The 7,084-nt window shown below is 62.0% G+C and carries 8 protein-coding genes and 2 pseudogenes; 7 read left to right on the top strand and 3 right to left on the bottom strand.

Features of this window, described 5'->3' with window-relative positions; genetic code table 11:
* From PMI11_RS21095 to pcaD, 3 genes and pseudogenes are all read right to left on the bottom strand, one after another.
* Window positions 1–349: pseudogene (locus PMI11_RS21095) on the bottom strand (protocatechuate 3,4-dioxygenase subunit beta); the annotation flags it as partial.
* 10 nt (window positions 350–359) lie between these two features.
* Window positions 360–758 carry a 4-carboxymuconolactone decarboxylase gene (gene pcaC, locus PMI11_RS21090; RefSeq protein WP_007821046.1) on the bottom strand — a complete coding sequence of 133 codons (399 nt, stop codon included), beginning with the start codon at window positions 756–758 and terminating at the stop codon, window positions 360–362.
* Entirely contained in the window at window positions 755–1,558 is an 804-nt protein-coding gene (gene pcaD / locus PMI11_RS21085; protein WP_007821044.1) for a 3-oxoadipate enol-lactonase, read from the bottom strand. Before pcaD ends, pcaC begins: the two co-directional genes overlap by 4 nt.
* Before the next feature lie 93 nt (window positions 1,559–1,651).
* On the opposite strand from pcaD, the gene pcaQ reads away from it, so the two are divergent.
* The 7 genes and pseudogenes from pcaQ (at window position 1,652) to PMI11_RS21055 (ending at window position 6,825) form a co-directional block, all read left to right on the top strand.
* Window positions 1,652–2,590 (top strand): pca operon transcription factor PcaQ, encoded by a 939-nt coding sequence (gene pcaQ, locus PMI11_RS21080; protein ID WP_007821043.1) that lies wholly within the window; start codon window positions 1,652–1,654, stop codon window positions 2,588–2,590.
* Between the two features lie 61 nt (window positions 2,591–2,651).
* Window positions 2,652–3,125, top strand: a pseudogene (locus PMI11_RS38520) (NAD(P)-binding domain-containing protein); the annotation flags it as partial.
* Window positions 3,114–3,551: an NAD-binding protein gene (locus PMI11_RS38515; protein WP_348257846.1), complete on the top strand. Its 438-nt coding sequence runs from the start codon at window positions 3,114–3,116 to the stop codon at window positions 3,549–3,551. The pseudogene PMI11_RS38520 and the gene PMI11_RS38515, both read left to right, overlap by 12 nt.
* A gap of 81 nt (window positions 3,552–3,632) precedes the next feature.
* Complete coding sequence (locus PMI11_RS21070) at window positions 3,633–4,310, top strand: response regulator transcription factor (RefSeq protein ID WP_007821040.1); 678 nt, start codon at window positions 3,633–3,635, stop codon at window positions 4,308–4,310.
* Window positions 4,307–5,677, top strand: a complete 1,371-nt coding sequence (locus PMI11_RS21065; protein WP_007821038.1) for a sensor histidine kinase — start codon at window positions 4,307–4,309, stop codon at window positions 5,675–5,677. Before PMI11_RS21070 ends, PMI11_RS21065 begins: the two co-directional genes overlap by 4 nt.
* 86 nt (window positions 5,678–5,763) lie before the next feature.
* Window positions 5,764–6,333, top strand: coding sequence for a class I SAM-dependent methyltransferase (locus tag PMI11_RS21060; protein WP_007821037.1), 570 nt, complete (start codon window positions 5,764–5,766; stop codon window positions 6,331–6,333).
* 6 nt (window positions 6,334–6,339) lie between these two features.
* Window positions 6,340–6,825, top strand: coding sequence for a DedA family protein (locus PMI11_RS21055; protein WP_007821036.1), 486 nt, complete (start codon window positions 6,340–6,342; stop codon window positions 6,823–6,825).
* Window positions 6,826–7,084 lie beyond the last annotated feature (259 nt).

Raw genomic sequence — 7,084 nt, 5'->3', positions numbered from 1 at the left:
GGCGGTAGCGGCCGCCGGCATTGGCCTGCCAGAATTCCACGAGAACGCCAGCCTGCGGCCGGCCGCGCTCGTCGAGCACCCGACCGTGGACGATGATGCGTTCGCCGATGGCGCTCTCGCCGGGCCGCGCGAAATTATGGATCAGGTCGTTATCCATCTCGCCGATTATCGAATGGCCGAAGACCGGGCCGGTGATTTCCGAGATCGTTCCGTCGAGCGATAGCAGCGCGCGCTGGGGCGAGCGCAGGAGCGAGGTCTTGTAGCCCGGCGCATAGGCCGGCGGATGCCAGGCGCGGTCACGGGCGAAGAAGGCCCCGGTTTCTGGCTTGCGGTTCGGTAAGTCGGACATTCTCTCCCCCTCAGGCCGCCTTGCCGGCGTCCATCTGCTCGAAAACCTGCTTTGCGATCTTGATCGCATGATTGGCGGCCGGCACGCCGGCATAGATTGCCACATGCAGCAGCGCCTCGCGAATATCCTCCCGGGAGGCGCCGGTATTGGCGGTGGCGCGCACATGCATCGCCACCTCGTCATCCTGACCGAGCGCGGCAAGCAGTGCGATGGTGATCATCGAGCGCTCGCGTTTCGTCAGCTCCGGCCGGGACCAGACGTGGCCCCAGGCAGCCTCGGTGATCAGCTCCTGGAACGGCCTGTCGAATTCGGTCGAGGCCGCCTGGGCGCGATCGACATGCGCATCGCCGAGAACGGAGCGGCGGGTTACCATGCCCTGGTGATAGCGTTCGGACGCGGTGTCGCTCATGGGCTCTTTTCTCCAATGGAAGAGAGGAAGGCGCGGATGATCGCCGTCAGCGCTTCCGGCTGCTCGACAGGCGGAATATGGGCGCAGTCCTTGATGATTTCATAGCGCGCGTTAGGGATCAGCTTTGCCGTTGAAAGCACCAGATCCGGCGGCGTCGAGCCGTCCTGATCACCGACCACGCAGATGGTCGGCACTTTGATCTTGCGCGCGGCTTCGCTGAAATCGGCGTCGCGGATCGCCGCGCATGTGGCGATATAACCTTCCACCGGCTGGCGGATCAGCATGTTGCAATAGCCGGCATAGGCGATGGTTTCCGGTCGACGGAAGGCAGGTGTGAACCAGCGCTCCATCACTATGTCGACAATGCTGGCGATGCCGTTCTTCTCGACGGCGGCGATCCGATTGTTCCAGCTTTCGGCCGTGCCAATCTTGTGGGCGGTGTCGCAGAGGATCAGCGCTTTCACCAGATCCGGGCGGCGCTGGTAGAGCGATTGGGCGACAAGGCCGCCGACCGAGAGACCACAGATGACCGCATCCTTGACCGAGAGAAGGTCGAGCAGGCCGGCAAGATCGGTGGCATGATCCTCCATGGCGTAGGGCACCTGGCCGACATCGGAGAGGCCGTGGCCGCGCATGTCATAGAGAATGATGGCGAAGTCGCCGGCAAGACGGACGATCACATCCCGCCAGATCCGGAAATCCGTGCCGAGCGAATTGGCAAAGACGATAACCGGCCTGTCAGCCGGAGCCCCGATGAGCTGGTAGTGGATCGTTACATCGTTGATACTGGCAAACTGCACTTTAAATCTCCTCCACACCCAATTTGGTGAGTTGATCCGGTTAAGTAAAATGATATTTTCCCGCTTTCCAATAACTCATGGGTTATGAAAGCAATGATCGATAGCCGCATCAAGTTTCGCCATCTGCAGGCCTTTGTCGAGGTGGCGCGGCAGAAAAGCGTGATGAAGGCGGCCGAGCTTTTGCATGTCAGCCAGCCGGCGGTAACGAAGACGATCCGTGAGCTGGAACAGGCGCTCGGCGTCGGCGTCTTCGAGCGCGATGGCCGCGGCATCCGGATCACGCGCTACGGCGAGGTCTTCCTGCGCCATGCGGGTGCTGCGCTGACGGCGCTGCGGCAGGGGCTTGATTCCGTCTCGCAGGAGCAGTTCGGCGATGCTCCGCCGATCCGTATCGGCGCGCTGCCGACGGTCTCGACGCGCATCATGCCACGGGCGATGGATCTGTTTTTAAAGGAAAATACCTGGAGCCGGGTGAAGATCGTCACCGGCGACAATGCCGTGCTTCTGGAGCAGCTTCGCATAGGCGATCTCGACCTCGTCGTCGGGCGTTTGGCAGGTGCGGAAAGGATGGCCGGCTTTTCCTTCGAGCATCTCTATTCCGAACAGGTCGTCTTTGCCGTGCGCGCCGGCCATCCGCTGCTTGCTCCCGGCAAATCGCTCTTCGCCGAGCTCGGCCGTTATACGCTTCTGATGCCGACCCGCGGTTCGATTATCCGGCCGGTGGTTGAGAACTTTCTGATCGCCAATGGCGTCGCCAGTCTGCCAAGCCAGATCGAAACGGTTTCCGATGCCTTTGGCCGCGCTTTCGTACGCGACAGCGACGCGATCTGGATCATTTCCAATGGTGTAGTCGCACGCGACATTGCCGATGGTGTGCTTGCCGCCCTGCCGATCGATACCAGCGAGACGAAGGGGCCGGTCGGACTGACGGTGCGTACGGATTCCATTCCTTCGCTGCCGCTGTCGATCCTCACACAGACGATCCGCGAGGCGGCGCTGGAAATTTCCGGCCAGCCCGCACCTGCGCACTAACCTTCAAGACAGTCGCCACCTTTGTTCGTAGACTTGTCGCCCCTGGCTATCCAAGGAGGCGGCAGCAATGAAAACAGGCTTCATCGGTCTCGGCGTGATGGGCATGCCGATGGCACTCAATCTTGCGCGGGCAGGCACGGACCTCATCGTCTGGAATCGTTCGCCGGAAAGTGTGGAGAGGTTGCGGGCGGCCGGCGCCGAGGTGGCTGCCGATGTCGATGCGGTTTTCGGCAAGGCCCGCACTGTGATCCTGATGCTTGCGACAGAGGCAGTGATTGACACTGTTCTCCAGCGGGGCACGCCTGACTTTGCCGCACGTGTCGCCGGGCATGTCGTCATCCATATGGGAACGACGGCTCCGGCCTATTCGAAAGCGCTTGAAGCGGATATCCACGCAGCAGGCGGCCGGTATGTCGAAGCGCCCGTTTCGGGCTCGCGCCGACCGGCAGAGGAGGGCCAGCTTGTGGCTATGCTTGCCGGAGAGGCTGACGTAGTCGAGGAGGTTCGTCCGCTGCTGACGCCCATGTGCCGGGAGATGGTCGTCTGCGGTGCAGTGCCGAATGCGCTGTTGATGAAGCTCGCCGTCAACATCTTTCTCATCACGTCGGTCACGGGTTTGGCGGAAGCGGCCCATTTTGCCGGCAGGCAGGGGCTGGACATGGGGATTTTCAGGGCCGTCGTCGATGCCGGCCAGATGGCGAGTGGCATATCACGCATCAAGAGCGGCAAACTCGTGGAGCGGGATTTCTCAGTGCAGGCGGCGATCTCTGACGTGTTGAAGAACAACAGGCTTGTGGCTGAAGCGGCGCGGCAGGCGGGCATCGCCTCGCCGCTGCTCGATGCCTGCCATGCGCTCTATGCCGAAACCGAAAACCTGGGCTTCGGGCGCGAGGATATGGCGGCCGTCATCCGCGCGCTTGAAGCACGAACCGAGGCAATCAGTCTGCCTTTCGGAGATTGACGCCACACCGCTCTGGCCTTTCGCGTCATGCTGACGCAATCTTGCCTGTGCAGAGAGCGGCTTTTGAAGTTGGACGGTTGAATGCGCGTCTTGCTGGCGGAAGATGAACCGGAAATGGCCGCCGTGCTAGTGGCGGCGCTCCGCAACAACAATATCATCACGGACCACGTTTCCACTATCGAGGCGGCTGAGGAGGCCGTGCGGCTGAACAGCTACGATGCCCTGCTGCTTGACCGCAGTCTGCCTGACGGCGACGGGCTGGAGCTGATCGCCGACGCGCGCCGTATCCAGCCGGCTGTCCCGGTTATCATGCTGACGGCGCGCGGCGATCTGAAGGACCGGATCGAAGGCCTTGATCTCGGCGCCGACGACTATCTCGCCAAACCCTTTGCCGTCGAGGAGCTGATGGCGCGCCTGAGGGCCATTTTGCGCCGTCCGGGCAATATCGAGATCGAAAGCCTGTGCCTCGGCCGGCTGCATTTCGACCTGCGCAACCGCGAGGCGCGTGTCGGCGAGATGGCGCTCGAACTGCCTCGCCGCGAATTGCTGGTGCTGGAAGCGCTGATGCGCCGCGCCGGCCGCACGGTGGAGCGCTCCAGCCTCGAGGAAGCGGTCTACGGTATGGATGACGAGATCCAGTCCAATGCCCTCGACGCGCATGTTTCGCGCGTGCGCCGCAAGCTCGATGCGGCGTGCGCGGGGGTCGAGATCCATACGATCCGTGGCGTCGGTTACCTGATCCGGCAGGCCCGGCCATGAAGAAGATGAAGTTCTATTCGCTGAAATGGAGGCTGATTCGCCGGCTGGTGGCGCTGCAGGCAGCGACCCTGGTGCTGATCGCGATCGCCTTTGCCTTCGTCTTCTGGATTTCGGGCATGAGTGGCATCTTCGCACCCGATGAACATGCAATCGATGCAGTCACGGAGTCGATTGCCTGGAACGCCGACGGTTCGATGCGTATCACCAACACCGACGATCTGGGCTATCAGCGCGATAAGGCGGCCGACTTCTGGTTTCTGGTACGCGATCAGCAGGGACGCATGGTCAGCGAAGGCAATGTGCCGGCGCAATATCTCGCCATCGCCGCGTCGGGTACCGATATCGCCGAAGCCCGTTTCAATGGGGACGAGGACAATCCCGCGACGATTGCCGCGCGCCTGCAGAAAATAAAGACGGATCACGGCGATCTGCTCGTCATCGTCGGCCGACAGGGCAGCCTTTCGGCCGGCAAACTTCTGGTCGTCTTCATGGCAATCGCCTCCGGTATCGTGCTGCCGGTGATTTTGCTGACGGGCCTGATAACACTGGCGGTCACACCCTTCGTGGCGCGGGGTATCCACCGCGGATTGAGCGAGGTGGCGCAGGCAGCACAAGGCATCGACGGGACGACACGCGGCTACCGCCTGCCGCTCGAAAATGTGCCGGAAGAAGTTGCGCCGCTGGTGATCGCCATGAACGAGACGCTGCAACGGCTCGACGACGACCACAACAAGCAGCGGCGCTTCATGCTGGCCGCCGCCCATGAGTTGCGCACGCCGATTGCCATCCTGCAGAACCGGCTGGAAACCATGCCGCCGACTGAGGCGACCAACCGGCTGCTGGAAGATGTCGCGCGCCTTTCGACGCTGGCCCAGCAGTTGCTCGACTTGCAGCGGCTTAATCAGGAGCCGGTGCCAGATTGCTCCATCGACCTTGCGACCATAGCGCGGCGGCAGGCCGCCGAGCTTGCACCGCTGATCATCGCCGCCGGCTATCAGGCGAATTTCGAGTTGCGTTCGATGCCGGAGCGCATCCTCGGCGATGAGACGGCGCTGGAACGGGCGATTGGCAATCTGGTGCAGAACGCCATCCAGCATGGCGGCAGGAGCGGTACGATTACCATCGCCGTCGAACGCCCCGCACAAATTTCCGTCAGCGATGAAGGCCCTGGTATCGCGCCTGAGGACCGGGAGCGGATCTTCGAGCCCTTCCAGCGTGCGAACGGTCGCAGCCAGGGCATCGGGCTTGGCCTCCATCTCGTGCGCGAGATCGTGAAGCTGCACCACGGGCGCGTATGGGTGTCGAATGCGGAAAGCGGTGGGGCAAGCTTCAACATGAGCTTCGAGCCGACGGTCCAGACCGCGTGAATCTTTCCGATGGCGCGGGTGCACGTCATGTTCGCATCATTTGAAAGGGGAATACCGTAAGCCGACAATCGATGCTGGAGACCCGCATGCAACAGCCGCCGCTGGCCGCCTTCTTTAGTGCGCTTCTCGCCGAACCCAGGAAAATCGGCGCGATCGTGCCCTCAGGAGGGCGGCTGGCGCGGTTGATGACCAGCGAGATCGAGCCTTCGGCGGGCAAGGTACTGGAGCTTGGCCCCGGCACAGGGGTTTTCACCGAGGCGCTTCTCAAACGCGGCCTACCGGCGCGAGACCTGACACTGGTGGAGCTCGAAACCCGCTTCATCGCTCCGCTGCAGCAGCGCTTTCCTGACGTGACGATCCTCCAGCGAGACGCGTGCGAGCTTTCTGCCTGCAAGGCCGAGCTCGGGCCGCAGGCGGCAATCGTCAGCGGTCTGCCTTTTCGCAACATGCCCATCGAGGTCATCACCGCCATCGTCGGCGGCGGGTTCAGCCTGCTGGAACGCGGCGGCGCCTTCTACCAGTTCACCTACGGCCAATCCTGTTCCGTACCACCAGATGTGCTTGCGGAATTGGGCCTGCGGGCGGAGAGGCTCGGCCGGGTCCGCCTGAATATTCCGCCCGCCAGCGTCTTTCGCATTTCGCGCCGGCCGGAGTGACGGCTCATGGCTTTGCCGAACTTCGTGACCTGTATCCTTGCCACAGGCCTCTGCGGCGTGATGGTCGTCGCGATGCTGGAGAAATTGGTTCCGGTCGTCCCGTCAGTCGGCATCTACCTGTTCTTTGGGCTGACGGCAGGCTCGGAATTTTCGGCCGTGGTCCCGCTCGTCGTCATTTCCGCCTTCGGTTCGATGGCAGGGTCACTTTGCTGGTATTGTCTGGCGCGCCTCTCCGGGTCCTATCCGGGCCTTCGGCCGTTATCGGCATGGTTGGGGCGCTTCACGGCAGCGCGCAAAGCCTCGGGCTGGTATGCGGAAAGCATGACGCGCATGGCGCTGGTGCAGTTGGTGCCGGCCGCACGGGTCTATTCAGGCCTTGCCTCTGCGGTGGTCTCGATCGATGCCATCCGTTTTGCTATCGCCACGTTCATCGGCTGCCTCATCTGGAATGGCGCGTTGATCACTGCCGGCTGGATGGCTCGGCACTTCTAGCAGCCTGATGCCCGAATTTTGTAAGCGCTGCCATGCGTGGGCAAATTTTGTAAGTGCGCTTACCGAACAAAATCGGCGATCTTAGCGATCGCACTTACAAACTTACAAAATTACGGCATGTCTCCAACTCTCATGGGGATAGCCAATAGCCCCCTTTGGAATACCGGTCTGTCCCGCCAACTGAGTTCACCATTATCTTCGTAAGTCCGTAAGCGAAGCAACAAATCATTGAAACCGCTACGGAAATGCGCTTACAAAG

Source organism: Rhizobium sp. CF142 (assembly GCF_000281145.1).
Classification (GTDB): Bacteria; Pseudomonadota; Alphaproteobacteria; order Rhizobiales; family Rhizobiaceae; genus Rhizobium.
The sequence above is the reverse complement of the archived record's forward strand: the minus strand, read 5'-3'. Positions and strand labels throughout refer to the sequence as shown.